The sequence below is a fragment of the Pseudomonas sp. NyZ201 genome (genome assembly GCF_049860765.1).
Taxonomy (GTDB): Bacteria; Pseudomonadota; Gammaproteobacteria; order Pseudomonadales; family Pseudomonadaceae; genus Aquipseudomonas; species Aquipseudomonas bharatica.
In genome coordinates, this window is the sequence record NZ_CP187557.1 from 2,107,753 (window position 1) to 2,131,736 (window position 23,984).

Annotated in this window: 16 protein-coding genes; 4 read left to right on the top strand and 12 right to left on the bottom strand. The window is 66.6% G+C overall.

Translation table 11 applies throughout. The features are described 5' to 3' along the window. Positions 1-61: 61 nt before the first annotated feature. Positions 62-5,482, top strand: a complete 5,421-nt coding sequence (locus ACPFMA_RS09425) for an NEL-type E3 ubiquitin ligase domain-containing protein (RefSeq protein ID WP_425930050.1) — start codon at positions 62-64, stop codon at positions 5,480-5,482. A gap of 146 nt (positions 5,483-5,628) precedes the next feature. Further along, positions 5,629-11,145, top strand: coding sequence for an NEL-type E3 ubiquitin ligase domain-containing protein (locus tag ACPFMA_RS09430; protein WP_425930051.1), 5,517 nt, complete (start codon positions 5,629-5,631; stop codon positions 11,143-11,145). 18 nt (positions 11,146-11,163) lie between these two features. Here ACPFMA_RS09430 and ACPFMA_RS09435 read toward each other — a convergent pair whose 3' ends face one another. Next, on the bottom strand, positions 11,164-12,168 hold the full coding sequence (locus ACPFMA_RS09435; protein WP_425930052.1) for an ABC transporter substrate-binding protein: 1,005 nt from the start codon (positions 12,166-12,168) through the stop codon (positions 11,164-11,166). 123 nt (positions 12,169-12,291) lie between these two features. Here ACPFMA_RS09435 and ACPFMA_RS09440 point away from each other — a divergent pair, with 123 nt between their 5' ends. Next, positions 12,292-12,843 carry a hydrolase gene (locus tag ACPFMA_RS09440; protein WP_425930053.1) on the top strand — a complete coding sequence of 184 codons (552 nt, stop codon included), beginning with the start codon at positions 12,292-12,294 and terminating at the stop codon, positions 12,841-12,843. Continuing rightward, positions 12,840-13,925 carry a DUF1615 domain-containing protein gene (locus ACPFMA_RS09445; RefSeq protein WP_425930588.1) on the top strand — a complete coding sequence of 362 codons (1,086 nt, stop codon included), beginning with the start codon at positions 12,840-12,842 and terminating at the stop codon, positions 13,923-13,925. Before ACPFMA_RS09440 ends, ACPFMA_RS09445 begins: the two co-directional genes overlap by 4 nt. Before the next feature lie 85 nt (positions 13,926-14,010). Here ACPFMA_RS09445 and ACPFMA_RS09450 read toward each other — a convergent pair whose 3' ends face one another. From ACPFMA_RS09450 to pvdM, 11 genes are all read right to left on the bottom strand, one after another. Beyond that, positions 14,011-14,946, bottom strand: a complete 936-nt coding sequence (locus ACPFMA_RS09450; protein ID WP_425930054.1) for a metal ABC transporter solute-binding protein, Zn/Mn family — start codon at positions 14,944-14,946, stop codon at positions 14,011-14,013. Beyond that, on the bottom strand, positions 14,943-15,842 hold the full coding sequence (locus tag ACPFMA_RS09455; RefSeq protein WP_425930055.1) for a metal ABC transporter permease: 900 nt from the start codon (positions 15,840-15,842) through the stop codon (positions 14,943-14,945). The genes ACPFMA_RS09450 and ACPFMA_RS09455 overlap by 4 nt, the downstream gene beginning before the upstream one ends. Then, complete coding sequence (locus ACPFMA_RS09460; protein ID WP_425930056.1) at positions 15,842-16,591, bottom strand: metal ABC transporter ATP-binding protein; 750 nt, start codon at positions 16,589-16,591, stop codon at positions 15,842-15,844. Before ACPFMA_RS09460 ends, ACPFMA_RS09455 begins: the two co-directional genes overlap by 1 nt. After that, on the bottom strand, positions 16,588-17,502 hold the full coding sequence (locus tag ACPFMA_RS09465; protein WP_425930057.1) for a metal ABC transporter substrate-binding protein: 915 nt from the start codon (positions 17,500-17,502) through the stop codon (positions 16,588-16,590). The genes ACPFMA_RS09460 and ACPFMA_RS09465 overlap by 4 nt, the downstream gene beginning before the upstream one ends. A 16-nt stretch (positions 17,503-17,518) precedes the next feature. Next, positions 17,519-18,085 carry a DUF6162 family protein gene (locus ACPFMA_RS09470; RefSeq protein WP_425930058.1) on the bottom strand — a complete coding sequence of 189 codons (567 nt, stop codon included), beginning with the start codon at positions 18,083-18,085 and terminating at the stop codon, positions 17,519-17,521. Continuing rightward, positions 18,082-18,405, bottom strand: coding sequence for a hypothetical protein (locus tag ACPFMA_RS09475; protein WP_425930059.1), 324 nt, complete (start codon positions 18,403-18,405; stop codon positions 18,082-18,084). The genes ACPFMA_RS09470 and ACPFMA_RS09475 overlap by 4 nt, the downstream gene beginning before the upstream one ends. Next, positions 18,402-18,947 carry a thiamine pyrophosphate-binding protein gene (locus ACPFMA_RS09480; RefSeq protein ID WP_420058947.1) on the bottom strand — a complete coding sequence of 182 codons (546 nt, stop codon included), beginning with the start codon at positions 18,945-18,947 and terminating at the stop codon, positions 18,402-18,404. The genes ACPFMA_RS09475 and ACPFMA_RS09480 overlap by 4 nt, the downstream gene beginning before the upstream one ends. Further along, positions 18,944-20,146, bottom strand: coding sequence for a PepSY-associated TM helix domain-containing protein (locus ACPFMA_RS09485; RefSeq protein WP_425930060.1), 1,203 nt, complete (start codon positions 20,144-20,146; stop codon positions 18,944-18,946). Before ACPFMA_RS09485 ends, ACPFMA_RS09480 begins: the two co-directional genes overlap by 4 nt. A gap of 287 nt (positions 20,147-20,433) precedes the next feature. Further along, positions 20,434-21,294, bottom strand: a complete 861-nt coding sequence (locus ACPFMA_RS09490) for a formylglycine-generating enzyme family protein (RefSeq protein ID WP_064304840.1) — start codon at positions 21,292-21,294, stop codon at positions 20,434-20,436. Between the two features lie 14 nt (positions 21,295-21,308). Beyond that, the gene (locus ACPFMA_RS09495) at positions 21,309-22,595 is read right to left on the bottom strand and encodes an aminotransferase class V-fold PLP-dependent enzyme (RefSeq protein WP_425930061.1); all 1,287 of its coding nucleotides are present in this window, start codon (positions 22,593-22,595) and stop codon (positions 21,309-21,311) included. 17 nt (positions 22,596-22,612) lie between these two features. Beyond that, positions 22,613-23,965, bottom strand: coding sequence for a pyoverdine-tailoring dipeptidase-like protein PvdM (pvdM, locus tag ACPFMA_RS09500; RefSeq protein WP_064304842.1), 1,353 nt, complete (start codon positions 23,963-23,965; stop codon positions 22,613-22,615). Positions 23,966-23,984: the final 19 nt, after the last annotated feature.

Genomic DNA, 23,984 nt, shown 5'->3' on the forward strand with positions numbered 1-23,984 from the left:
CACAACCGCTCACCCGCTCATTAGCCTGAACGCCCGATTTCACGGACGAGAGGGCTTCACCATGAGCGATACCGCCACACCTGACATCCACTACCAGACCGTTAGCCGACGTGTTCCCCAACACTTGGTCCAGGGCCCGGCGCAGCAACGCAAGGCGCTGCGAAGCAGCCTGCCCGGGCCCTTGCCCTGGCTGCTGGCGGCCAGGGTCGGCCTGCCCGGGGTCCTGGCCGCCCTGCAGGACGAGCAACAGCGTCATCAGGCACTGGCTGCCGAGGTCGAGGGTTTCCTCGCCCAGGTGCCGGATGCGGCGGCCTTCGCCGAACCACTGCTGCGCGAGGCGCTGAAAAGCAGTCTTGGCCTGGACCTCGATGTGCGTCGCACCTTCCTGTTCAACGCCGTGCGTGCGCGGGCCGACGAGTCGCGCCTGAGCGGCAGCGATCCGGTGGTCAGGGCGTTCCAGGTGGTGAAAGTGGCGACCCAGCCCTTACTGCTGGCGGCGCTGCAGAATTTCGAGGCTTTCGAGGCCGAGCCGGACGGGCTGCGCGATGACCGCCGGCCGTCGCTGATCTTCGCCAGCGACAGCGGCGAGGTGCTGGCGCCAAGCCAGCCGATCGACCTGTTGCCGGAGCGTTTTGCCGGTTTGTGTCGCACCCTTGACCTGGGCGCCCGTTATCAGCGGGTGATCGAGGGCGTCTTCCGGCCGCTGCCCAAGGAGGGTGAGACCGTGGAAGGTGCGGCCCGCGACCGCCGCGAGGTGTTCCGGCGGTTCGAGCGCTCCACGCTGCTGCTGACCCTGCATCTGGCGCGCCTGCGTTCGTGGATCGACCAGGCCCTCTACGAGAACCTGTTGGGCAGGGTGAACGACGGTTCGCCGGCCAGCTCCCTGGCCCTCTGGGAAGTCGAGCTCAATGGCATGGTGCTGTTTCCCTGTGCCGATGCCCTGGTGGTCTTCATGCCCGACGAGCCCAGGCAGCCGCTCCAGGTGTTCAAGACCCTGGACGAGTTGCAGGCATCGTTGCGCGAGCGCCTGAAGGACCCGGCCTGGCGCAACTACTTCCTGCGCTTCGTCCCCGCCCGTGAGCGCACCGGGCTGTTGCGGCGAATCCAGGCGCACCTGTACCCGAAGGTGTGGAACCCCGGTGGCTGGTACGAGGAGCAATTCGACCCCAGCGCATCCATTGGCCTGGGCAGCAAGGCCATGGACTCGCCTCTGTTCGACGTCCTGCTGCAGCGCAAGATCGCCGTGCTCAAGGACGACGGGCTGTTCCATGCCGTGCCCACCGCTGTCGAGGACCACAAGTCGCTGGAAGACAAGGTCAGCTACTTTCTCGGGGTCGGCCTCAACGTTCTGAATGTCGCGGCCTTCGTGGTGCCGGGGCTGGGCCTGGTGATGCTGGGGGTCAATGCGGCGCTGCTCGGCTACGAGGTCTACGAAGGCTTCGACAGCCTGTCCAGGGGCGAGCGCGAAGAGGCCTGGGGCTACTTCATGGATGTCGCGGAGAACCTCGCGATCATCGCCGCCCTGGGGGCCGCCGGCGCGGTTGCCGGGCGTTTCGAAGGCAACCTGCCGCTGGCGGTGCGCAGCATGCGCCCGGTGACCCTGGCCGATGGCAGCGTGCGCCTGTGGAAACCGGACCTGCGCCCGTTCGCCTACGACGTGGAATTGCCGGCCGGCCTGCAGCCCGGCGACAACGGCCTGTACCACTGGGGCGGGCGCCAGTGGCTGCAACTGGACGGGCGCTATTACTCGGTGCGCACGCTGCTCGGCAGCGAAACCGGGTATGTGCTGGAACACCCGACCCAGGCCGACGCCTGGCAGTTGCCGGTGCGGCACAACGACAATGGCGGCTGGTTGCATGAACTGGATACGCCGCAGCACTGGCGTGGCGAGGAACTGTTCCGGCGTGCCGGGGTGCTGGAAGCGCAGGTCAGCGTCGCGATGGCCCAGCGCGCGCTGCGGATCAGTGGTGTCAGCGAGGCGCAGTTGCGCCGCAGCCTGATGGACAGCCACCGCCCTCCGGCCTTGCTCAGCTATAGCCTGTTGCGCCTGGCCGTGGCCGATGCCCTCGGCGAGTTCCCCCTGGGCGATGTCGCCAGCCTGCCCGACTCGCTGCAAAGCGAGCTGTTCGCCCATGCCTATGGCGAGCGGCAGGTCGAGCTTGCGCCGGCGGGCACCGTGCTCAAGCAGCAGTTCGACAGCCTGCCGCGGCGGGTCATCGAGGAAATCCTCGGCGCCGCCACGGAGGCGGAAATCCATGAGATCAACGCAAGCGCTCGCCTGCCCCTGCGCATCGCCGAGGAGGCGCGGCTGTATCAGCAGCAAGTGCGGATCGCCCGGGCCTGCGAAGCCCTGTACATGGATGTGGAGGCCAATCCCGACGGCGCCAGCCTGTTGCTGCATGGCCTGGCGCAACTTGCGGACTGGCCGGCGCACCTGTGCATGGCCGTCCATGAGGACGCATTGGACGGCCGGCTTCTTGCGCAGATCGGCGCGGGTGACGCCACGGAGATTGCCGTGGTCTGGCGGCGCCAGTTGCCCAGGGACTTCTGCCGCACCCTGTTCGAGGCCATACCGCAAGCTACCCGTGACAATCTCGGACTTTCCGACGCTGGCGCCCTGCGCGCCAGGCTGCAGGAACAACCCCTGCCGCCGCGCCAGCGCCTGCGCCAGTGGCTGGGCATGCAGCCGGTCAAACCGGGTTTCCGCTCGCCACTACGCCTGGCCGACGGGCGCATCGGCTACCCGCTCAGCGGCCGGGGCGACCCGTTCTTCACCGAGGACGAACTGCTGGACAAGCTGCGCCTGCTGGAACTGGACGATATCTATCCCGAGGACGCCCTGCAGGCGCTGTATCGCGCCGGCCTGGACCGCGCAGCGATCGCCGCGCGCCTGCACCAGGTACTGGACGAGATGCAGGCGTTGCGCGAATACCTCGACCGCTGGGCCCTGGATTCCGCCCACCAGACCTTCAGCGAGGCACGCCAACGCAGCCGCGCGCGCATCGGCGAGGCGCTGTGGGCGCACTGGCGCGGCAATGTTCTTCCGGAACTCGGCCGCCAGCCGGCAGCCCTGGCGTTGTACCGGGTACAACTGGCTGACCTGCCCGCGCAACTGCCGTCGTTCATCCACCAGCGGGTCGCGGCGCTGCTGCTGAGCGAGGTGATGCTGCAGGAGGGCAGCGCGCAGGAGCGGGTCATCGGCGAACGCACCGTGCAGCGGCTGGCCCGGCAATTCCCGGCAGTGACCCGCCTGGATATCCGCGGTGGCGTCTGGGATACGGGTATGGTCCAGCAGGTCGCCCGGGCCTGGCCCGAGCTGGTTTCCCTGGGCTTGCGCGAACTCGTGGCGACGCTGGGCTACACCGACCTGCTGACCCTTAGGCGTATGCCCCGGCTGCGCTGGCTCGAATTGCGTGGCAGCCGGGTGGCCGAGATGTCCTTGCCGGTGATGGAAGGGGTGAGCCTGGAGTACCTGGGCATGGACTGGATGGACCTGCGCTTATGGCCGCGCTGGTTGAACAGCGCCACCCTGTCAGGGATCGGCAACGTTTCGCTGACGGGCAACCGCTTGACTGCGTTGCCCGTGGAAATCCTCGAGGAAATCGGCTCGGTCTCGGGGCGCCTGACACGCGTGGTGCTGCGCGACAACCCCCTTGGTTGCCAGGCGCTGCTGGACCTGAGGGTGGCCGAGTATTTCCGCAGTCGTTTCGCCTTCGACCTGGGCGTGCCGCCAGCGCTGATGGACGAGTTGAACCTGCGGGTCAACGAGCGCGCGCAGTTGCAGATGTTGCTGCAAACCTGGAGCGACAATCCGGCGCCAAGCACGGTGGCCGGCTATCGGTCACGCATTGCGCGGCTACTGATTGGCTATTGGCGGGAGAGCCTGTATTCGCCGACTGCAGCCTTGCTGTACCTGGAAGATGTGAACCTGGCCGATTTCCCCGACAACCTGCCGGCGTTCTTCGTGGGGCGGGTGCGCCGGCTCGAGCTGGTCCGCTTCGACGCCAGCGGGCGCAGCCTGGAACATTTCCTCGCGCCGTTGCGCAACCTTACCGAACTGTCGTTGGTCGGCGGCCAGCCAGCGTTGCCTGCGGTGCCCGGATTCCTCGGCAACCATCCGCAACTTCACACACTGGCCCTGGTGCGCATGGGCCTGACCATCGACCAGGAGGCGATGGACGCCTTTGGCCGCCTGCCTCGCCTGAGTTCGCTGCAACTGGATGGCAACCGCCTGGGGGCGATCCAGGACGTGTCGATGTTCCATGAGCGCTTCTTCGACTACCTCGGCATGGCGAACATGGGCATCGCCGTGTGGCCGCAGTGGCTCAACGAATTGCTGCCGCGCAACATCGAGCTGCTCGGGCTGGACGACAACCAGCTTGTCGAGCTGCCGATCCAGCTATTGGAAAACCGTTATGTCGCCGATGGTGCGGTGGACATTTCCCTGCGCAACAACCCGCTGAGCCGGGCAACCCTGATCCAGGCCTACAGGTCCCAGCACGCCAACCGTCCCTACAGCCTGACCATGGACGTTCCGGAAGATATCGCGGCGATGGATGCGCGGCGGCATTCTTCCGATTCGGAGATTTCCGACCCGCTGTCCGACGAAACCGGTTCCCTCGAAGATGAACCGACCAGCGCCTGGCTGACCGGCGATGCAAGGGCTGACGCGCACAACCAGCAGACCTGGGCCGGCCTGGCTTCCCAGGGCGATGCCGAAGCGCTGCTGCGCCTGGTCATGCGCTTGCAGCACAGTGCCGACTACCGTGCGCCCGGCACCCGGGCCGAGCTGGTCGCGCGGGTCTGGACGGTGCTGGCGGCGGCCAGCCAGGATGCCCAGTTGCGCCAGACCCTCAACGGCATGGCCGAGGAACCGTTGCAGCAGTTGCACAACCACGACACCTGTCCGGACGGCATTCGCCTGGAGTTCAACCAGATGGAACTGCTGGTGCATACCCGCCAGGCGCTGCGCGATATGCCCGAGGCAAACCGCGGGCCGGCATTGTTCCGCTTGATGCGCGGGGCCTTCCGTGCCCAGACGCTGGATCGCATCGCGCGCGAACGGGCGCGCGGGCGTGACGAAGCGGAGGTGCGCCTGGCCTATCGGCTGCGCTGGGGCGAGCAACTGGAGTTGCCATTGCCGCCTCGGGCCATGCTCTATCGCAGCGAGGCCGACCTTGCCCCGGGTGAGCTGGAGCAGGCATTGAACCAGGTGCTGCTGGAAGAGCGCGGGGCGGGGCTGACCGCTTTTGCCGCCGACTGCGACTTCTGGGTCGCCTACCTGCGCGAAGCGTTCGCCGAGCGTTTCAGGCTGCTCAAGGATGCCTATGAACAGTCGGTGCTCGAGGTCACCGACCTGTATCCGGATGACAACCCCGACCAGGTGGCGGAGCGTATCCGGGCCCTGGAGGACAGGTTCAAGCGTGACGAACGGGCCCTTCTGGAAAGCCTGACCCTGGAGCAGGCGATGCTTGCACGCTGAGGTGCCCAAGCCGGTTCCCACTCCTGTGGGAGCTGGCTTGCAGCGATGAGGACCACAAGAGCACCACAGGTGTTATCTATATGCCCCGAACCCGACCTCCTTGCTGGCTAGGCTGGAGCGCCCAATCAGCAAGGAAGGTGGTTCATATGTCCCCATTGGAACAATCCCGGCACCAGCAGGCCTACACCGCGATCGAACGCAGGACCCCGCCGTGGCTGTTGTCCGCCGAGGCCCGGGAGGCCGGGCGCCGGCAAGGCCTGGCGGCGATCCCCTGGTTCACCCGTGCACTCGATGAAATGCCCGAGGTGGTTGCCCGGCTGCAGGACGATTATCGTGAGCACAGTGCCCTGGCGACGCAGGTCGGGCAATGGCTGGTGTGCCTGGGCGACCCCGAGGCCTTTGCCGAACCCTTGCTGGCTTACGCGCTGCGCGAGGCGTTCGGTGTCGACCTGGACGTGCGCAACACCTGGCTGTTCCACCCACGGCGCATGCAGCACGATGATTCCTTCCTGACCGCGTCGCGAGACTGGGCGGTGGAGAACTTCAAGGCCTACCGCCTGGCCTGCCGGCCGCTGCTCAGTGTCGCCCTGCAGAATTTCGAAGCCTGGGAATGCGAGCCCGGCGGCATGGACCTGCCGGTGACCAAGGCGCGGATCTTCACCATCAACCCCGGCCAGGCCCTCTGGGAAGGCCAGACCCTGGACATTGCTCCCGAGCGTTTCGCTGCGGTGTGCCGCGAGCTGGACCTGGGCAGCCTGTTCCAGAGCCATATCGCCGAGATCTTCGATCCGCACCTGGCCGGCGAGGCGGACCCGGCGGCCCGGGTGGTTCGCCAGGAGGCGTTCAAGCGCCACGAGCAGTCGGGCCTGCTGCTGCAGCTGCACCTGGCACGCCTGCGCGGGGCGGTCGAGCCGACGCTGTACCGGGCGGTGACGCGGGTGCTGCACAACCGTGAAGCGGCCATCGACGGCGTGGCCCTGACCTGTACCTGCCTGAGCCTGTGGAACGTGGAATTCAATGGCATTTTGCTGTTTGGCGCGGACCGCAGCCGCCGGGACGGACCGGACCGGATCCTCGTGCATATCCCCGACGACCCGCAGGATCCGCTGCGCCAGTATGAGTCTTTCCTGGATTTCGCCAGGGACCTGCGCGACCGCTTGCTGGAGCCGCACTACCTGCAGTTTTTCCAGCGCTTCATTCCCTTGCGGCATCGCGCGGCGTTACTGGCGAAGCTGCGCCAGGCTTTCAATCCCAAAGTGTGGAACCCGGGCGGCTGGTACGAGGAACGCCTCGACCGCCAGGTCGAGCTGCCGTTTCGCGAACGCACCCTCGACGGCTTGCTGATGCCGACCCTGTTGCGCCGCCGCATCGCTGCACTCAAGGCGGACGGCCTGTTCCTGGTGGTGCCCACGGCAGTGGAGAATCACAAGAGCCTGGAAGAAAAGCTCCGCTACTTTGCCGATGCCGGCCTGGCCACCCTGAATGTCCTGGCCTTCGCAGTGCCGGTGGTGGGGGCGGCGATGATGGTCTTCAGTGCCGTGCAACTGGCCCACGAGGTCTATGACGGCATCGGCGAGTGGAGTCGTGACGACCAGGAACAGGCCTGGGCCTACCTGTTCGATGTGCTGGAAAACCTGGCGCTGGTTGCTGCCCTGGCCGGCACCGGCCATGCCGGGCCTGGACTCGCCGCGCGCGAGCTGCCACCCCTGCCCGATGGCCTGCACCCGGTGCGCCTGGCCGATGGCGGCACGCGCCTGTGGAACCGCGATCTTGCGCCCTTCGCCCACGACGTGATCTTGCCCGCCGACCTGGCCCCCGATTCGCGCGGGCTCTACCAATACCAGGGCAAACAATGGCTGGCCCTGGGCGGGCGCAATTATTCGGTGCAGCTGCGCGAGGACGAGACCGGGTTCATCGAGCATCCCCGGCGTGTCGATGCCTGTCAGCCGAGCGTTTTCCGTCACCCTGACGGCGGCTGGCTGCATGAGGCGGATCAGCCGCGCCAGTGGTCGGGCCTGGCCCTGTTCGAGCGCCTCGGCCCGGCTGCCCTGGCGCTGGACGAAACCCAGGCCGCCGAATCGCTGTTGATCAGCGGGTGCCATGAATCCGAACTGCGCCGGGCGCTGGTCGAGCGCCAGCCGGCGCCTGCCTTGCTGATCGATACCCTCGAACGCCGGCGCATCTATCGCGGCCTGGCGTCGGAAAACACCACGCAGGACCGTGAACATCTCGCGTGGTTGTTCGACAGCCAGTACCAGGCTTCCCTGCCGCCCCCGGGCCTGGCGCAGAACGTTGTCCTGCGCGACTTCGGCGGCCTGCCGCAGCGCCTGGTGGACGAGCTGCTGGAGCACGCCACGGCGCAGGAAATGCAATTGCTCGTCGAACAGCAACGGGTGCCGTCGCGGTTGGCCGAGGAGGCCCGGCTCCTGTTGCAGAACGTACGCCTGGCGCGGGCTTACGAAGGGCTGTTCCTGCCTGCGCTGGAAAACGACGACAGTACCCGGCTGATGTTGCATGGCCTGGCCGGGTTGCCGGGCTGGCCCGAGGCCTATCGCCTGGAGATCCGCAGCTTGCGCGCGGATGGCGCGCTGCTCGACGGCATAGGCCCATCGACGGCGCCGCAGCGGCAGGTCCTGGTGAAGACCGCCGCGGGCTACGGCACCGCACAGGCGCCGGACCTGGCGCCCGACGATCTGTTCGCCGTGGTGTTGCGCAGTCTCACTGCGTCGCAACGCCAGGCCCTTGGTTTGACTGCCGAGGATTCGCCGCAGGTGTTACGCGACAAACTCATGCAGCGCCCGTTGCCGCGTGCGGAGTTGCGCAGGCTCCTGCACATGCAGCCGATCCGTCCTGCCGTGCGCTCGCCGATGCGCCTGGCCAACGGTCGGCCGGGCTATCCCCTTAGCGGGCACCCACGACTGGCCCCGCCGGTCAGCGAAAACACCCTGCTGGATCGCATCCGCCTGCTGGAGCTGCCGGACATCTTCGCGAACGACCTGCTCCAGCAACTGCGTGATATTGGCCTGGCCGACGTGGCCATCGATGCGCGCTTGCTCGAGCTGCTCGAAGAGCGCGAGCAGATGCAGCAATTGCTGCCGCAGGGCGAGGCGCCACGCCAGGGAACCGACGGCGAGCCGCCCCTGAACGATCGCCAACTGATCGAACTGGCGCTGTGGCAACACTGGCGCGACAACCTGCTGCCCGAGATCGGTCGCGATGGTGTGCCGCTGCGCCTGTTCGCGGTATCGCTCGAGTCGTTCCCTGAACGGTTGCCGGCCTTCTTTCAAACCCGGGTACGGGCGCTGGAGCTGTCGCAGGTGAGGATCCCGCCGGCGGTGATGACGCCGGGGCCGGATGGCGTGCTTGGCTTCGAAGACCGCCTGCAACGTCTGCTGCGTGGTTTCCCGCGGGTCAACCGGCTGGAGATCGATGGTGGCGAGGGCCGCTCTCCCTACGATCTGCCACGCACCATTGCCGCTGCCTACCCGCAACTGAGGGAATTGCGCTTGCTCAACCTGCACCTGCCGCTTGGCCAGGAGTTGATGAACGAACTCAGCCGCCTCGGTGACCTGCGTTATCTCGATCTCAGCGGCAACCGTCCCAGTCACCTGCCGGTGCGCTTGGCCAACGGGCTGCAACTGGACTATCTCGGCCTGGACCGCCTGGGGCTGGAGGACTGGCCGGATTGGCTGGACAACGACCAGCTCGACGGTATCGAGCGGGTGTCCCTGCGCGACAACCGCCTGACCAGCCTGCCTGCGCAACTGCGCCACAACCCTGCGCAAGCCGAGCGCTCCACCTGGATATCCCTGCATGGCAACCTGTTTTCCCACCGGGCCCTGATCGAGATCCGCAGCAGCGACTGGAACGGTCGGCGTTTTCGGTTCGACCTGCCGGTGCCGCAAGCCGTGGAAAACATCGTTGCCAACCGCATGTTCGAGCGGGCGCAGCTCTCCAGTGCCATCGACCGGTGGCTGGAGGTCTCGCGACAGGATGCCGCGCTGGACGGCACGCGCATCATCGCCAGGCGCTCCTTCGGTGATGCCCTGCTGGCCGACTGGGAAACCTATGTCGAGCACTCGGTACGTCGCTCGCTGGTGCTGGAGGAGGTTCGCCTGGATGATTTTCCCGACCCACTGCCGGCGTTCTACCTGGAACGGATCAGCCGCCTGGAACTGATTCGTCCGCTTGGCGGGGTGGAGCAGATCGAGAGGCTGGTGCGCCGCTTTGCCAACCTCCAGCACCTGGTCATCGGTAACGTCGCCCTGCAAGGCGTGCCCACTGCCATCACCGAGCTTGCCCAACTGCATCACCTGGCGCTGACCGATGCCAGCCTGGTGGTCGACCAGGCCTTGCTTGACAGCCTGGCCCGAATGCCCGGCCTGACCTCGCTGGACCTGAGCGGCAACCGCTTGGGCGAGGTCGGCGATGCGTCTGCCTTCGCCCGGCTGTCCTTCAGCCTGCTGGCCCTGGAGCGCATGGAAATCGGCCAATGGCCCGCCTGGCTCGACAGCTTGCTGCCGGAGCGCGTCCAGTGGCTGAGCCTGAACAACAACCGCCTGACCGGTTTGCCTGCCTATCTGCTGGAAAACCGCGAAACCGCCCTCGGCAGCACGGAAATTTCCCTGGAGGGCAATCCACTCAGCGAGGACACCATGTACTCGGCCCACCTCTCCGAAGGCCTGACCCGTCCCTATACCTTCCGCATGGACCTGCCCGAGCATATCCGCCGCCTGGATGGCAGCTGGCGCAGTTCCAGTTCCGGCGGGGGCAGTTCCGGCGCTGCCTCGCAACTGGAACTGGCTACCCCGGATGTCTGGCTGGATCGCGCCGACGCTGTCAGCGAGAGCCGTCGGCAGCTGTGGCAGCAACTGGAAAGCGGCGACGATGCCGATGACCTGCTGCAACTGATCGGCCGCCTGCGCCACACCGCCGAATACCGTAATGCCACGACCCGGCCTGACCTGGTGGAGCGGGTCTGGCAGGTGCTGACCATCTGTGCCCAGGACACCGGTTTGCGCCTGACCCTCAATGGAATGGCCGAGGAACCGCTGCGTCAGTTGCGCGAGTACGACACCTGCCCGGACGGCATCCGCCTGGAGTTCAACCAGATGGAAACCCTTGTCTATACGGCCCAGGCCCTGCGTTCGGTCAGCGCTGCCCAGCGTGGTCCGGCGCTATACCGGTTGATGCGGCGCCTGTATCGCCTGCACGACCTCGATGGTATTGCCCGGCTCGAGGCAGGTACCCGCGACGAGGCGGAGGTGCGCCTGGCCTATCGGCTGAACCTGGCCAACCAGTTGGACCTGCCGGTGGCCCCGCAACAGATGCTCTATGCAGGTTCCGCCAACCTGCATCCCGGCGAACTCGAGCGGGTGGCCGAACGGGTTCGCCAGGGCGAGAACGGCCAGCGTCTGCTGGATTACGCGGCACAGCGGGACTTCTGGCTGAGTTACCTGCAGGAAGCCTACGCCGCGCGTTTCACCGCCTTGCGCGAGGATTTCGAGGATCGGGTGCTGATGCTGGACGACCAGTATCCCGACGACACTCCGGCGCAATCCAGCGCCCGCATCGAGCAATTGATCGAACAACGCAAGCTGGACGAGGCGGCGCTGGTCGGCGAGCTGACCCACCGTGAGGAGATGGAGGCCGGGCCCGTGTAGTGCGGGCTCCGGGCCCGCTCAATGGTTGGCCAGCCAGGCGTCGACCTTGTTGCGTTGTTCGTCCGGCAGCCATGGGTGCCAGACCTGCGGGTTGTCCTTGAGGAAGGCCCGGGCCGCCACGGCCGGGTCCTGGCGCTGTTCGCTCATGCGTGCGAGCACGGCGTTGAGGGTATCGATGGGCAGGTCGACCTTGCTGAACAAGGCCACCAGGTCCGGGTATTGCTCATGGAAGGTTCTGGACACGCCGATGGACAATTTGGCCGGCAGCGAGCGGCTGCCCTTCGGCGCCTTGTTGCCGGCATCAGTGAGGGTCGCCCAGGCCTGTTCATCGAAGGGCGGTTCTTCCAGGCGCACCAGTTTGAAACGGCCCATCAGCGGAGTGGGCGACCAGTAGTAGAAGAGCACCGGCTTGCCGCGCCGGATGGCCGAGGTGACCTCGGCATCCAGCGCAGCGCCGGAGCCGCTGCGGAAGTTGGTATACAGGCCATCCAGGCCGTAGGCCTTGAGCTTCTGGCTGTTCACGGTTTCCGAGGTCCAGCCGCTGGGGCTGTTGAGGAAACGGCCCTTGCCTGGTGCTTCCGGGTCGGCGAATAGCGTGGCGTGGCGCTGCAGGTCGGTGACCGAGCGCAGATCCGGGGCCAATGGCTCGATACCCTTGGCCGGGTCGCCCTTGATCACGAATTCCGGGACGTACCAGCCTTCGTCGGCATTCTTTACCGTGTCGCCCAGAGCGAACACCTGGCCGGCCTGCTCGGCCTTGACCCAGGCCGGGCTGCGGCCGGCCCATTCTTCGCCGATCACCTGGATATCGTTGCGCGCCAGGGCCACCTCCATGCTCACCGTGCTGCCGGGCAGGGTATCGGTGGGGTAGCCGTAGCCGTGCTCGACGATCAGGCGCAGCACCTCGGTGGTAAAGCTGCCGCTTTCCCAGGCGATCTCGCCGAAGTGGATCGGCGTCTTCGGCGCGGCCAGCGCGCCAAGGGAGAGCAGGGCGGAGCAGAACAGCAAGGCCAGGCGTTTCATCGGCGTGGTGCTCGAATAAGGGTGGGTTGAGTGTAGACAGCGGCGCGGGCGCTGCCGTTGCATTGCCATTGGCGGCTTAGCCCCGCATAGTCGAACCCATATCCCCTGCAAGGAACCGCACACATGTTGATCGACGCTTCCCGGGCCGCGCTGCTGGTCATCGATGTCCAGGAGAAACTTATCGGCGCGGTCAGCGACCCCGCCGGAACCCTGGCGCGGACCCGCTGGCTGCTCGCCGCCACCGCCGAACTGGGCCTGCCCACGGTGATCTCCGAACAGTATCCGAAGGGCCTCGGCCCGACCGTGGCCAGCCTGCTGGAAGCGGCACCGCAGGCGCAGGTGGTGGAAAAGCTGCACTTCTCCTGCGTCGCCGGCGAGTGCCTGCCGGCCTCGCTGCTGGCCCGCGAGCAGGTGATCGTCTGTGGCATGGAGACCCATGTCTGCGTGCTGCAGACCGTGTTCGAGCTGCTGGAAAGCGGCAAGCAGGTGTTCGTCGTCGCCGATGCCTGCGACAGCCGTAGCGTTGAAAGCAAGGTCGCAGGCCTGGAACGCATGCGCGGGGCCGGGGCGCAGATCGTCACCCGCGAGATGGTGCTGTTCGAGCTGATGCGCAGCTCCAGCCACGAGAAATTCCGCATCCTCAGCAAGACCTTCCTGGTCGGGGAGCAACCCTGAAACGCCCGGCGCGCTGGCTGCCGTTCGCCCTCCTGGCGCTGCTGGCCGGTTGCGTCGGCACGCGCACCAGCCAGGAGCCCAGGCTGTCGGACGCGCAGGTTCGCGACAAGGTTGCCGCGCTCCTGCCGGCCAATGTCACTGACCGCCAGGGCTGGGCGCGGGATATCCAGGTCGCCCTGACCAGCCAGAAGCTCGATCCCAGCCAGTCGAATATCTGTGCCGTTCTGGCCGTGACCGAACAGGAGTCCACCTTCAGCGCCGATCCGCAGGTGCCCAACCTCGGCCGTATCGCCCGCGAGGAAATCGATCGTCGTGCGGCCAAGGCATTCGTTCCAAAGGCTTTGGTCAATGCCGCCCTGGATACCCGCTCGGCCAACGGCAAGACCTGGAACCAGCGGCTTGCCGCCGTGCGCAGCGAGCGTGAACTGAGCGGCCTGTACGACGAACTGACCGGCTCGCTACCCCTGGGCCGCACCCTGCTCGGCGGTTTCAACCCGGTGCGTACCGGCGGGCCGATGCAGGTCAGCATCGACTTCGCCGAGCGCCATGCCCGCGACTACCCCTACGACCATGACGGCAGTGTCCGCCAGGAAGTCTTTACCCGGCGCGGCGGCATGTACTTCGGTACCGCCCATTTGCTTGGCTATCCGGCCAATTACCCGCGGCCGCTATACCGCTTCGCCGACTTCAACGCGGGCTGGTATGCGAGCCGCAACGCGGCGTTCCAGGCGGCGCTGAGCCGGGTGACCGGGGTGAAGCTGGCGCTGGATGGCGACCTGATCGCCCACGGCTCGCTGCTGCCGGGGAGCACCGAGAAGGCGGCGCGCACGCTGGGCGAGCGCTTCGGCATGCGCAACCCGACCATTCGCGCGCAACTGGAAAAGGGCGATAGCCAGGACTTCGAGGCAACCCGCCTGTACCAGCAGGTGTTCGCCCTGGCGGACAAGGCAGCGGGCAAGCGGGTCGCCCGGGAGGTGTTGCCGGGGATCAGGCTGGAAAGCCCGAAGATCACCCGGCAACTGACCACGGCGTGGTTCGCCAATCGGGTGGATGAGCGGTATCAGCGCTGCATGAAGCGGTGATCTCTCGGGCCCTATCACTGGCAAGCCAGCTCCCTCTGACCCTGTGGGAGCTGGCTTGCCAGCGATGAGGCCCTTAAGGCCCTACTCAGGATTTGCCCGCAGCCAAGGCCCCCACCACCTGATCCACCCCGGCCTTCAACCCGGCCACGCTGTCGGGCGCATCGGTATCCACCACCACCAGCTTCGCTCCCGATGCGGCAACTACCTCCACCACCGCCTGCACCGGCTGCTTGTGATGCAGCACCAGCGCCACATCCTGCCCTTTCAACTCGTCACCCAGTTGCTTCAGCTGCTCCGCCGTCCATTGGTCATCGGCCACCTGCGGGTGATCGATCAGGTCAAGGTTCAAGCCACCCACCAGATACCCCAGTCGATCCGACAGGTTGACCACGCTCAGGTTGTCCGCCTCGGCCAGCTTCGCCTCGCTGGCGGCAGTGAGGTCGAGCAACTGGCGCTTGAGCCCGGCCAGGTTGGCCTGGATCTTCTCGTGGTCGGCCGGTGACAGGCGCCCGAGATCGTTGGCCAGCACATCGGCCATGCGCCCCAGGTTGGTCGGGTTCAGCCAGGGGTAGCCGGCAAACACGTTGTCGCCCTGCACCGCGATGCCTGGCAGGGCGCCGTCCACCGGGCGCGCGGCGTCGATCTCGACGATGCGAATATTGCTGCGGCGTGCCACCGGGTACAGCGGATCGTCGCTCCATATCGAGCGCAGGCCGATCACCGCATCGGCCTGGGTCGCTGCCTTTTGCAGGCTGGTCGCGCCACGACCACTGAAGTACGACGGCTGGCGCGTGGCCGGGAGGTTTTCCGGCGCGGCGCGCACCAGCTTCACCGAGGTGCCATCGAGCAGCAGGCTGCCGAGGCCGTAGGTCACCGGCAGCGAGGCCAGCACGGTGACGGCGGCCTGTTGCTGCACGGCAGGTTTCGCCGTGTCCCGGGCCTGGACGTCGAGGGGAAGGGCGGTGAAGGGCAGGCCGGCCAGCAGCAGGGCCAGGCTCAGGTGCTTGAGGTTTGCAGTCATGCCGGGTTTCCTTGCAGGCGTGGAACCAGGCCGCGCGCCAGCGCGGCGAGGGCGAAGAAGCTGCCGGCGACCAGGATGATCGCTGCGCCCGAAGGCACCGGCAGGTCGAAGACGATAGGCAGGAGAATGCCGATCAGGGTGCTGAAGGTGGCGATCAGTACCGAGGCGAAGAAGAAGCCCTTGAGCGACTGGCTGACCAGCCGCGCCGCTGCCGCCGGAATCACCAGCAGGGCACCGACCAGGATGGCGCCGATGACTTTCACCGCCGCCACCGTGACCAGGGTCACCAGCACCACGAACAGGTAGTCCAGGCGCTTCACCGCCACTCCGCGTACTGCCGCCAGTTGCGGGTTGAAGCTGGCCAGCATGATGCGGTTGTACAGCGGCAGGGCCAGGGCCAGCACCAGGCCGGCGACGATGCCGAGCACCACCAGGTCCTGCCCGCTGACCGTGAGCACCGAGCCGAACAGCACGTTCTCCAGGATGTGCACGTTGATCTTGCCCGCCAGCATCAGCAGCAGGCTCGCCCCCAGGGCCAGGGATACCGAGAGGAATACGCCGATCAGGGTGTCCGGCGACAGCCCGGTACGGTTGCGCAGGTAGTTGAGCAGGATGCCGAACAGCAGGCAGTAGCCGAACAGGCTGCCATAGGGGCCGGTGTAGGGCTCGCCGAGCAGGATGCCGATGGCCACGCCTGTCAGCGCGGCATGGCCTACGGCCTCGGAGAAGAAGGCGAAGCGCTTGACCACCACCAGGGTGCCGAGGCCGCCCAGCACCGGGCCGATCATCAGCCCGGCGAGCAGGGCATTGACCACGAAGCCATAGGCCAGGGCTTCGGGCAGGTAGCCGGCGCTGGCCCAGCCCTGGATCATCAGGCGGAATTCTTCGTAGTTCATCAGCTGATGCTCTCGCTGCGCGGGTGGATGGAGAACAGGCCGAGCAGGCGCTCGGGGGTCAGGGCTTCCCTGGGCGGTGCGTCGAACAGCACCCGGCGGCTCAGGCCGGTGACGCGGTCGGCCAGGCGGGACACGGCTTGCAGGTCGTGCTCGATCCACAGCACCGTGGTCCCGGCCTGGCGCCATTCGCCGAGCAGGCGCTCGAACACCTGGATGCCGGCTTCGTCCAGCGCCGACATGGGTTCATCCAGTACCAGCAATTGCGGCGCCGGGATCAGGCCCTGGGCCAGCAGCACGCGTTGGCGCTCGCCGCCGGACAGGGCGCCCATGCGCCGCTTGCGCTTGTCCTGCATGCCGACCCGGGCCAGGGCCGCGTCGATGGCCGGCGACACGCGTCTGGACAGGCCGAGGAACGCCGGGGTGCGCTGGCACATCGCGGCCATGAAGTCATCCACGGTCATCGGCAGGCCGCGGTCGAACTCCAGGGCCTGGGGCACATAGCCGATCACCCGGGCGGCGTCCGGCCAGGTCAGGGCCAGGCGGCCCTGGTGCGGCATCTGCCCGAGCAGGGTCTTGATCAGCGAGCTCTTGCCGCCGCCGTTGGGGCCGACGATAGCGTGCACGCTGCCGGCCGCGACCTGGAAACGCACCTGGTCGAGGATCCGCGTGCGGCCAAGGGTCAGGTCGATGCCGTCGAACTCGATGGACGGCCCGCAGGGTGCAGCGAGCACGGCTTCGGCCACGGTCATGCCTGGTTCTCCTTGATTGCGCGGACCACGGTGTCGAGGTTGCGCTTCATTTCCACCTCGTATTTTTCCTTGGTGTATTCGCCGTAGGAGATATGGGTCAACGGGTAGAGCTTGACCCCGGCTTCGCGCTGGATGGTCTCGACATAGGCGGACGGGAAATCCATCTCGGAGAAGATCACCTTGACGTCCAGGGCCTGCAGCTGGTCGATGGTCTTCTTCAGCTGCGCCGGGCTCGGCTCGATACCGTGGGCGGGTTCCACCACCGCAGTGACTTCCAGGCCGAACTCGCGCACCAGGTAGTCGTAGGCGGCATGGATGGTGGCGACGCGGAACGACGGGTTCGGCGCTTCGGTCAGTTGCGCCAGGGCATCGGCGCGCAGCCTGCGCAGGCGCTTGGCGTAGTCGCGGGCGTTCTGGCTGTAGAACCTGGCGTTGTCCGGGTCCAGCTTGCCCAGCTCGCGGGCGATGTTGTTGACCTGGGCGATGCTGGCGCTGATCGACAGGAAGGTGTGCGGGTTGACCACCTTGCCGGCGCCCCGGGCGGCGATGCCGGTGGCGGCCAGCAGTGGCACGTTGGCGTTGGATTCGATGGTCGCGATGCCGGGCTTTTCGCTGGCGGCGATCATGCGGTCGGCGAAGTCGTCGTGGCCGACACCGTTGAGCACGATCACATCGAGCGTGCCGATGCGCTTGATATCGTCGGCCCGCGGTTCGTAGGCATGGGGATTGAAACCGGCCGGAATCAGCGGCACCACTTCGGCGCGGTCGCCAACGATATTGCTGACGTAGCTGTAGTAGGGATGCAGGGTGATGCCGATGCGCAGCGGCTTGCCGTTTTCGGCGAAGGCCAGGGCGGGCAGGGCCACGGCGACGAACAGGCTGAGGACTCGGAGGACAACGGAACGGAGCATGGGCATTCCTTGCGGGTCAGTGCTGATGCTGGCGGGTGACACCGGCGTCGTAGTGGGTGGCGATCTGTTTCCAGCCGGCGGCCTGCAGGGCGCTGGCGGTCAGTTCGGCGGGCAGGGTGGGCGCGGCCTCGCGGCTCAGCCAGACATCGGCTGCGCCGTCGTGGGCCTCGGGCACCAGCAGGACGAAGCTGCCGGCGGTGTCCGGTTTCGCGCTCAGGCCGACATAGGCGGCGTTGACCTGGCGCCACTGGTGCGCACCGCGGGTAACGCTGCTGGCATCGGCGACAAAGGGCGCGAAGCCTTCCTCGGCCAGCAGCTCGACGCTGGCCAGGCCTGGTTCTTCATCGCGGCGTGCCTGGACTTCGTCGAAGGCCACCCGCAAGTCGGTGTAGATACCTTGCTCGGCAGCATTGAGATCAAGCCGGGCATCCAGTTGGTGGTCCTCGACCCGGGTCTCGTCCTCACGCTCGCCGCGCAGGCCGACCACGGCGGCGGCCAGCACCAGGATCAGCAGGGCGACCAGCGCCACATACAGGGTTTCATGTCCGGCACCGGCCGGTCGTACCACCTGGACCTGGCTCATGGTTCACCGATGTCGGCATGGTCGATTTCCACCACATGGCCGGGGCCGGCATCGAACAGCACGTAGAATTCGCCGTCCGGGCGCTTGAAGGTCAGGGTCGAGTCGTCGCCGAGCTTGCCGGGTACCAGCACCGTCTCGTCGTAGCCGATCACATCCAGGGTCACCCCCGGCGCGCCGCTGCCGTCGGAGAAGCCGCCGGTGCATTTGATCCGTTCGCCATCGATCGGCTCGCACTGGCACATCGGGTTGTGCGCCAGGGCAGGGCCGGCGCAGGCCAGCAGCAACAGGGGCAGGACGAGCCTGCCGGCTTTGAAGATCATGGTTTGCCTCCTTGTTTTTTCAGCCAGGCGAGGGTGGCAGGGGATGCCTTGGCCAGGGGGACCGAGGCCTGGTGCAGGCTGCCGTCCCAGCCTTCGAGGGTGATCCACAGTTCGGCGTCGGCGCGGGTGCGCTCCGGCACCGGCAGGCTGGTGCTCATGCGGTGCGGGTTGCCGAAGAAGATGGTGCCGGCGGCGCGCAGGCTGCGTGGCTTGCCGATGCGCAGGTAGGCGGCCTTGACCTCGCTGCCGCAGGTGCTGCACAGCGCGGCGTTGAAGGTTTTGAAGTAACCGGCCGGGCCGTCCTGGCGCGGCGCGTCGGCGAGCAGTTCGGAAAGGCTGATGCTCCACGGGCCGACGGCGATGTTCTCGATCGGGTTGGCGCCGAGGCCGCTTTCGCCGCGGAACATTTTCGCGTCGGCGAAGTACTTGGGCATGAAGCCGAGGGGAATCAGCAACAGCAGGATGTTCAGGTGGAAGCGCCATTTCAGCCACCACTGTTTCAGCGGGCTCGGTGCAGTGACAGCGTCGCGGGCCTGGCTCATGGCTGCATCTCCGTGGCGGCTTCGCCGGTGACCTGGGTTGCCCTCGGCGCCCTGTCGGCACGCTTGAGGGCGGCGGCGGTGGCCTGGGCGGTGCGCTTGGTCCAGATCAGCAGGCCGCTGAGCACCATCATCGACAGCAGCAGGCCGAAGAAGGCCCAGATCAGCTTTATGGCGAGCCCGCCGAAGTCACCGGTATGCAGCGGGCGCATGGATTCGGTGACGAACTCCAGGGCCGAGCGGTCGCCGACCAGGAACGAGGCGTCGACCTTGCGTGTGTAGGGGTTGACGCTGGCGGTCTGGAACATCAGCGGATACCAACCGCGGCCGCCCAGGTAGATGTGGCCGTAGGCATTGGCCGGCAGTTGCGCGAAGGTCACGTCCAGGCCGGGGACCTGCGTGGTGGCGATGCGCGTGGCTTCGTCGAGATCGATGCGCGGTACCGGGGCCTTGCTGTCCGACAGCGGCACGTCTTCGCGAGCGATCACCGGCGTGATCGGCTCGGTGGAAAGGGTGATGTGGTTGTCGGCGAGGATTGCCTGGATCAGGAACCAGGTGCCGGTGATGGAAATCACCGCGATGAACCAGATCGACCAGATGCCGCTCAAGCGATGGAAGTCGCCCCAGAAGATCCGCGCGCCTTGGTTGAAACGCAGGGTCGGTTTGAAAAAGCCCTTCCAGAAACGCTTGTAGACCACCAGCCCGGTGACCAGTGACGCCAGCATCGGCAGGCCAAGCAGCGACACCAGGTACCAGCCCCAGCTGTAGCCATTGGTGAAGGGCACCAGCCACCAGCCGTGCAGGGCGCGGGTAAAGCCTTCGAAGTTGAAGTCCGGGCTCTTGCCCTGGATCGCCCCGGTATAGGGGTTCACATAGAGGATCGGCGCGGTGCCGTCGGGGAAGGTCACGGCGGCGTTCAGGGCGAAGTGCGAACCGTCCGGCTGGCTGATGTAGCGCACGGCCATGTCCGGCTCGGCCTGCTTCAAGGCATCGAGGATCTGCTGGAAGCTCAGGCGCTCGGCATCGTCGTTCGGTTTGCTGGCGCGCACATCGGGGTTGGCCAGCCAGACGATTTCCTGGCTGACCACGGCCAGGGTGCCGGTGACGCAGACGATCAGCACGAAGAACCAGATGGGCAGGGCAAGCCAGCTGTGGACCAGGAACCACAACCTGGATTTGGACTTTTTCGATTGTTGGGCCATTGCATCAGTCTTGTTCGTAAAAAGTGGGGTCGAGCCGATGCTCAACCGAGGGCTGCACTTGTAAGGACGAATGAGAATCGAAAACCTGCGCAGGAATATGTAAGTAAATAATTCATGGGCAGGTTTCGGGCAGCTCCCGATGGACTGATGTGCTGACTGCAAGCCTCCTGATTTTGGGGTGGTGCTGAGGGCCTCATCGCCGGCAACGCCGGCTCCCACAGGTATTGTGTGCACCGCAGAATCTGTGGGAGCCGGCGTTGCCGGCGATGAGGCCGGGACAGACGACATCAAAGTTCGCGGATCACCCGGAACCCGAGCCAGTCCCCACGGGTAGTGATGTACACGTTGTTGCGGTTCCCCGAGCGCGAGAAGATCGGCGCTTCGCCCCAGTCATTGCCACGGATCTGCACCACCTTGCAGCCCGGCTCCTTCCACGCGCTGCCATCGCTCGGCGCGCCGACGTAGCTGTCGTGATGGCAGTCGGCAACGAATTCGTAGACGTTGCCGTGCATGTCGTACACGCCGAAATCGTTGGGCGGATAGCTGCCTGCCGGCGATGTGTAGCTGTAGCCGTCCTTCGGCCCGTACACATTGGCGTGCTGGCTGATCTCGTACTCGGCGTCCGGGTCCAGCGGGAACGGGAAGGGCCCGGTGCTGCCACCGCGCGCGGCATATTCGCGCTCGGCTTCGCTGACCATGCGGTAGTGCTTGCCGGTCTTCTTCGACAGCCAGGCCACATAGGCTTCGATATCGTGATAGTCCATGCACACCGCTGGCTGTTTCGGGCCTTGCTTGTAGCGCGGCTTGCTGGCCTTGCACTCGCGACCCGGGCGGGTGTCGCCATCGGCGATCTTCACCCCGGACTCACGGACATACGCATCCCATTCCCCGGCCGTGACCTGGAAACGGCTGATGGCGAAGGGCCTGGCGAAGGTCACCTGGTGCAGCGGGCCTTCATCCGGCTGGCGTCCCAGCTCGTCGTCCGGGGTGCCCATCATGTAGCTGCCGGCGGGCAGCACGACCATTTCCGGGCAAGCGGTCTTGCAGTCGCGAAACACCGTACCGGGCTGGTCGCCGGCCGCCAGGGCGGGCAGGCTGGCGGAGCCGAGCAGGGCGGTCAGGGTGAGGCGGAACAGGACAGGAGTCATCGCAAGGCTTTCCTTCAGAGTTTCTTGATCAGCAGGGCCATGGCCCGGTCGATTTCCTGCTCGTCGTTGAGCAGGCCCGGGGCCAGGCGGATCACCGGGCCGACATCGCGGTTCACCGCGTCGGACATCACCTTGTTGTCCGCCAGGTACGCAGCGATGGCATCCGGGTCGCGGTCCTTGATGCGGAAGAAGGTGAAACCGGCGGAGAACTCGCTGCTGCGCGGGGTTACCAGCTGGATCTGGCGGTGTTCCAGCAAACGCGCCTTGAGGCGGTCGTTGAGCTGGTGGATGCGCGCCTGGACGTCGGCCTTGCCCAGTTGCAGGTGCAGTTCGAAGGCCTTGCCCATGGCCCAGCGATGTTCGAAGGCGTGGTAGCCGCCCGGGGTCATGGTGGTGGCGAAGTCCTCGTCCTGGGAGAAGGTGGCGAAGGTCGGCACCAACGGCCCCATCTGTTCCGAGGCGGCGCAGATCAGCCCGGTGCCGCGCGGGCCGAACATCCATTTATGCACGCCGGAGATGAAGTAGTCGCAGTTGAAGTCGGCGAAGCGCTGGTTGTCCACGCCGAAGCCGTGCACACCGTCCACCACGTAGATGATCCGGTCGTGTTCGTCACGGTCGCGGTTGTGCCGGCGGACGATCTCGCCGATTTCGCCCACCGGCAGCTTCACGCCGCTGCCGGAATGCACCCAGGTCATGCCGAGCACGCGGGTTTGCGGGCGGATGGCCTGGTCGATGGTGGTCAGCACCTGGTCCTTGGATATCTCCCACGGGTGCTTGAACAGGCGCAGCTTGCGTACCTGGGTGCCCTGGCGGCGGGCGCGAAAGGCCAGGGTCCTGTGGGTGGAATAGTGCTCGTGCTCGGTGGTTAGGATTTCCTGGTCGGCGCCCACCTGCAGGCCGCCGTAGATCATGCCCAGGCCCTCGGTGGTGCTGCCGGTCAGGGCGATCTGCCGCGGCCGCACTTCCAGGTAGCGCGCGGCCCAGTCACGGACCTCGCCCTCGCGCTGCCATTCGTACTGGCTCTCCCAGTCCATCAGCGCCGCCGGGTTGCGGTCGATCTCGCGGCGGTAATGGTCGATGGCCTCCTGCACCGGGCGCGGATGGGCGGTGATCAGGAAGTTGGCGAAGTGTGCGGTGTCCGGGTCCAGGGGAAACAGCTCGCGCAGGCGCCGCCATTTGTCCGGCCCCTGCAACAGCGGCATGCCGGCAGGTTTTTCGGCAGCCTTGGCCAGCGAACTGGCCAGCGGCAGGCCGGCACCCAGGATGGCGGCCTGCTTGAGAAAGGTGCGGCGATCGTTCATGTCGGGGGCGGTCCGGTTCAAGGGGTAACGGCGGCCACGGGGCGGGCGCTTTTCTGCACCTGCTCCCAGACCCGCAGGAAGTTGCCGCCCCATAGCTTGGCGATGTCCGCCTCGCTGTAGCCGCGGGTCAGCAGCTCGGCGGTGATGTTGCGGATCTCGCTGACGTCCTTCCAGCCGTCCAGGCCGCCGCCGTCGTTGAAGTCGGAGGCGATGCCGACATGGTCGATGCCGATCTTCTTCACCGCATAGTCGATGGCGTCGCCGAACGCCTTCAGCCCGGCCTTGGGTTCCTTGTCGACGATGCCGTAAAGGTTGCTGGCGTAGTCGCCGAAGCGCGCCTCGGGCCAGATGGCAATCACCGCGTCGCCGGGCATCAGCGCGTTGGCCAGGCCGTCGAGCGGCTGCAGGTCGAAGCGCGCGCGCAATGCCTCGAGCTTGTCCAGGGTGGGTTTGCTCAGGGGCTTGAGGTAGGTCGGGAAGCCGACGATCTGCACCACGCCGCCGCTGTCCTTGATCAGTTGCAGTTCCTTGTCGCTGAGGTTGCGCGGGATATCCACCAGCGCCCGCGGTGCCGAATGCGAGGCCACCAGCGGCGCGCGGCTGAGGCGGGCGACCTGTTCCAGTGCGAGGGTGGACATCTGCGACACGTCGATGATGACCCCGAGGTCGTTGAGCCGGGTCACCGCCTGCTTGCCGATAGGCGCCAGGCCGCCGAGGGCGTCGGCGGTGTCGTTGAAGAACGGCAGTGGCCGCGACGAGTCGGACCAGTCGTTGTTGCCCACGTAGTTGAAGCCGAACATGCGCATGCCGCGGGCGGTCCACAGGTCCAGCTGGTCCAGGTCATCGCCCAGCGGGTAGGCGTTGAGCATGCTGATGAAAATGGCGAACTTGCCTTCGCCGTGCAGGCGGCGGAAGTCGTCGGGGGTATAGGCGATGCCGACCTGGTTGGGGAAATCGCGGACCATGCCGGTGATGATCCTGTAGCGCACTTCCTGCTGGTGCCGGGCCTCGTCGACGAAGCCCGGGGTCGGCCGGTGCGGAGCATTGGGGCCGTTCCACAGTTCCGGCCAGCCGAAGATGGTCAGCGCCGCGCCGGACAGCCGCCCGCGCCCGGCCTTGACCAGGTCGAACTGGCCCGGTCCGTCCTTGTCCGCTTCGCGCCCGGCGCTGCCGAAGTCCAGGGGCACGGTGATATGGCTGTCGAAGGAAATCATGTGCTCGTGCAGGGCGTTGGCCTGCTCGACGATCTTGCGCGGGTAGCCGGCGTCGTTCTTCCAGTACAGCCAGCCGGCGGCAGCGGCGCCGAGGCCGAGCGCCAGGACCAGCGGCAGGCCGATGAACAGGGCTTTGCGGGAGCGGGGTTTGGTCATTGCCATCTCGGTCGCGATT

Excerpts from the sequence above, each read along its gene's own strand:
- ACPFMA_RS09425 (WP_425930050.1), top strand. The coding sequence starts at position 62 with ATGAGCGATACCGCCACACCTGACATCCACTACCAGACCGTTAGCCGA.
- ACPFMA_RS09430 (WP_425930051.1), top strand. The coding sequence starts at position 5,629 with ATGTCCCCATTGGAACAATCCCGGCACCAGCAGGCCTACACCGCGATC.
- ACPFMA_RS09435 (WP_425930052.1), bottom strand. The coding sequence starts at position 12,168 with ATGAAACGCCTGGCCTTGCTGTTCTGCTCCGCCCTGCTCTCCCTTGGC.
- ACPFMA_RS09440 (WP_425930053.1), top strand. The coding sequence starts at position 12,292 with ATGTTGATCGACGCTTCCCGGGCCGCGCTGCTGGTCATCGATGTCCAG.
- ACPFMA_RS09450 (WP_425930054.1), bottom strand. The coding sequence starts at position 14,946 with ATGACTGCAAACCTCAAGCACCTGAGCCTGGCCCTGCTGCTGGCCGGC.
- ACPFMA_RS09455 (WP_425930055.1), bottom strand. The coding sequence starts at position 15,842 with ATGAACTACGAAGAATTCCGCCTGATGATCCAGGGCTGGGCCAGCGCC.
- ACPFMA_RS09460 (WP_425930056.1), bottom strand. The coding sequence starts at position 16,591 with ATGACCGTGGCCGAAGCCGTGCTCGCTGCACCCTGCGGGCCGTCCATC.
- ACPFMA_RS09465 (WP_425930057.1), bottom strand. The coding sequence starts at position 17,502 with ATGCTCCGTTCCGTTGTCCTCCGAGTCCTCAGCCTGTTCGTCGCCGTG.
- ACPFMA_RS09470 (WP_425930058.1), bottom strand. The coding sequence starts at position 18,085 with ATGAGCCAGGTCCAGGTGGTACGACCGGCCGGTGCCGGACATGAAACC.
- ACPFMA_RS09475 (WP_425930059.1), bottom strand. The coding sequence starts at position 18,405 with ATGATCTTCAAAGCCGGCAGGCTCGTCCTGCCCCTGTTGCTGCTGGCC.
- ACPFMA_RS09480 (WP_420058947.1), bottom strand. The coding sequence starts at position 18,947 with ATGAGCCAGGCCCGCGACGCTGTCACTGCACCGAGCCCGCTGAAACAG.
- ACPFMA_RS09485 (WP_425930060.1), bottom strand. The coding sequence starts at position 20,146 with ATGGCCCAACAATCGAAAAAGTCCAAATCCAGGTTGTGGTTCCTGGTC.
- ACPFMA_RS09490 (WP_064304840.1), bottom strand. The coding sequence starts at position 21,294 with ATGACTCCTGTCCTGTTCCGCCTCACCCTGACCGCCCTGCTCGGCTCC.
- ACPFMA_RS09495 (WP_425930061.1), bottom strand. The coding sequence starts at position 22,595 with ATGAACGATCGCCGCACCTTTCTCAAGCAGGCCGCCATCCTGGGTGCC.
- pvdM (WP_064304842.1), bottom strand. The coding sequence starts at position 23,965 with ATGACCAAACCCCGCTCCCGCAAAGCCCTGTTCATCGGCCTGCCGCTG.